The organism is Thioalkalivibrio sp., from assembly GCF_041690275.1.
GTDB lineage: Bacteria > Pseudomonadota > Gammaproteobacteria > Ectothiorhodospirales > Ectothiorhodospiraceae > Thioalkalivibrio.
In genome coordinates this window covers 1-2,862 of sequence record NZ_JAWLHP010000120.1, presented here as the reverse complement: position 1 = coordinate 2,862, position 2,862 = coordinate 1, and the positions used below count along the sequence as shown (strand labels likewise).

The window sequence follows — 2,862 nt, the reverse complement described above, 5'->3', positions numbered from 1 at the left end:
ACGCGCTGGATCTCCGAGATCAGCTGCTGCACCTCCTCGTTCAGGGCCTGGCGGTCGCTGGCGGAGTTGGTCGCGTTGGAGGACTGCACCGCGAGTTCGCGGATGCGCTGCAGGTTGTTGCCGACCTCCTGCATTGCGCCCTCGGCGGTCTGCGCCAGCGAGATGCCGTCGTTGGCGTTGCGCACGGCCTGGTTCAGGCCGTTGATCTGGCTGCTGAAGCGCTCGGAGATCGCGAGCCCCGCCGCGTCGTCCTTCGCGCTGTTGATGCGCAGGCCGGTGGACAGGCGTTCCAGGCTGGTGCCGAGCGCGCCCTGGGAACTGTTCAGGTTCTTCTGGGCGTTGAGTGACATTACGTTGGTGTTGATGATCTGGGCCATGATGTTCCCCCTTTCTCGGGTTTCCTCGATTTAGCCTACCGCCCTCAGAGGCGGCTCTTCGGGCGGCGCGGTGTGCCGCTCTCGGGGGTCTTATCGGCGCTGGGGGGGGAACCTTTAGGCGACGGTTGACTTTCTGGAAGGAAGCGGTTTTTGGGCGTTTGTGCCGGCCGGTTGATGGCGAGGGTTCCGCCGATCGTTGGGATTCGCGCGCGAGGCGCGCCCCCACCCATCGCAGCCCCCGTGGGAGCGAGCCTGCTCGGCCAATGGCGGGGCCGCTGCGCTGTGGCCGGCGTGGCGTTCTACAGCGCCCGGGGGCAGGCAGGGCGACGGGCCGTGTCGCTGACTCTCATGGCGCAGGGCCAGCCCCGACGATGAAAGGAGGCCGTAGGGTGGGCAAAACGAAGTGTGCCCACCACCCACCGCCACGGCCAGGATGGTGGGCCCGCTGCACTTGGCCCACCCTACGGGTACCGCCCTACCGGTTCGCGACGCGCGCGGCCACCCCCGACGATGCAAGGGCGCGCCACGGAAGGCACGGGAACACACTGAAAAGGCCTTGAATATCCTTCATGTCCGTGCCTTCCGTGTCCTTCCGTGGCTACATCTTCACGCCAACGCCGGGAAGATCCCGGCCCCTTCGGTCTCAGGCGCGAAGGTCCACGCTGGGCAGGATCAGGATCTCCGGATCCGGGGCGAGGCGGGCCTCGAGGCGTTCGCGCAGGCGCCGGGTCTCGGCCGCGGAGATGTAGGTCTCCCGGCCGGCGGTGCCCCCTTGCTGCCAGGCGCGGTCCTGTGCCCCCGTGTCCCCGGACTGCCGCGCCTGCTCCCGGGCCACGCCGACGCGCATGCGCGCCGCCCACTCGGCATCGCTGCGCGGGCGGTGCTCGGCCGCGTCGTTGCGCTCGCCCTGGCGCGCGCCCGCGCGCTGCCCGGGGTCGTCCAGCGGGCGGAACGTCTCGGTAATCGCCGCGCCGCCGACGATGCCCGCGCCAGCGCCCGCCGGCCGGCGCGGGGCCGGGGCGTGCAGGGCGACGACGGGCGGATGCTCGATGATCACCGGGGCGGGGTTCCGGAGTGGCTGCGTAGTCCCAAAAGTGTAGCAGAATGATGGGCTTCGTTCGATGTTGGGGGTGTTGCGGGGCCCGCAGGCGGGGAAGGGACACGCTCATCGCCGAGCATGGCACTCGTGCGACATGAAGGTTCGTGTGAAAACAAAGCCACGGAAGACACGGACGGCACGGAAGCGAAAGACACTCAGGCCCTTTTCAGTGTCCTTCCGTGTCTTCCGTGGCCCGCCCCTTCATCCTGGGGGTTGCGGAGTGTCGCGACCGCCCGGGTCGGAGACGGGAATCCGGCGCGGGTGGTCGCGGGGGCGGGGGCTTGGGCGTCGGATTTCTGTCGTTTTGGGAGAGAGATATTATACGTATCTGTTTTATTTAACATTTTCAATTTGGCACGAAATTGGCTTCCGATCGGGTGACGTGTTTCAGGAATCCGACGCATGAACCAGACATTCTCCGAATCCATCCGTCGCAGCCTCCCGGCCGGTCTGGCCGGCCAGGACCAGCCGCTTCCGGGTGCCTCAGGTGCGTCGCTCACGCCGGCCGAGCTGGCCTGGGAGCTGCAGACCACGCTGGACCCCACCGCGGTCCTCGGGCGTTTTTCGCGGGTGATCCAGATCGCCTTCCCCCACGACGGCTTCAGCTACGATCTTCCCGGCCTGAGGCTGCACGTCAGCCAGGGGCGGGTGTCGCGGCACAGCTGCACCTACAACCTGTCGCTGAAGGGCGAGGACCTCGGCGAGCTGCGCCTGATGCGCGGCCGGAAGTTCCGCGAACAGGACCTTAAGCAGCTGGAGACGATGCTGCCGGGGCTGGTCTACCCGTTGCGCAACGCCCTGCTCTACCGGCAGGCGGTGGAGGCCTCGCGCACGGACCCGCTGACCGGCGTGCAGAACCGGACCGCGCTGGAGCACCTGCTGACGCGCGAGCTGGCGAGCTTCGAGCGCGGTGGCGAGCCGGTCGCGCTGCTGGCCCTGGACCTGGATCACTTCAAGCACGTGAACGACACGCTCGGCCACTCCGTGGGCGACCGCGTGCTGAAGGCCGTGACCGGCTGCCTGGTGGAGGCGACCCGCGCGAGCGACATGGTCTTTCGCTCCGGCGGCGAGGAGTTCGTGGTCCTGATGCGGGTCGCGAGCCCCGCGGACGCGGTGCGGGCCGCGGAGCGGGTCCGGATGGCGCTGGAGCGCTGCGCGGCCGTGCAGGACGCGGCCCCCGGCCACCACGTGACCGCGAGCATCGGCCTCGCGATGGCCCGCCGCCGCGACAGCGCGGTGGAACTCTTCGACCGCGCCGACAAGGCGATGTACGCGGCCAAGCGCAGCGGACGCAACCGGGTTGAAACCGAGGCATCGGTGTAATTCTGGGGTGGGTTTGTAGGGGCGGGTTTGTAGGAGCGGCTTCCAGCCGCGATCCCCCGCCGG

The 2,862-nt window shown here is 68.8% G+C and carries 2 protein-coding genes and 1 pseudogene; 1 reads left to right on the top strand and 2 read right to left on the bottom strand.

Features of this window, described 5'->3' with window-relative positions; translation table 11 throughout:
• Positions 1-377, bottom strand: a pseudogene (locus ACESMN_RS13590) (flagellin); the annotation flags it as partial.
• A 643-nt stretch (positions 378-1,020) separates the two neighbouring features.
• Positions 1,021-1,434, bottom strand: coding sequence for a hypothetical protein (locus ACESMN_RS13585; protein ID WP_373054145.1), 414 nt, complete (start codon positions 1,432-1,434; stop codon positions 1,021-1,023).
• A gap of 444 nt (positions 1,435-1,878) precedes the next feature.
• On the opposite strand from ACESMN_RS13585, the gene ACESMN_RS13580 reads away from it, so the two are divergent.
• Complete coding sequence (locus ACESMN_RS13580; protein WP_373054144.1) at positions 1,879-2,799, top strand: GGDEF domain-containing protein; 921 nt, start codon at positions 1,879-1,881, stop codon at positions 2,797-2,799.
• Positions 2,800-2,862 lie beyond the last annotated feature (63 nt).

Bases quoted from the DNA above. Each gene is read 5' to 3' on its own strand.
- ACESMN_RS13580 (WP_373054144.1), top strand. From the start codon at position 1,879: ATGAACCAGACATTCTCCGAATCCATCCGTCGCAGCCTCCCGGCCGGT.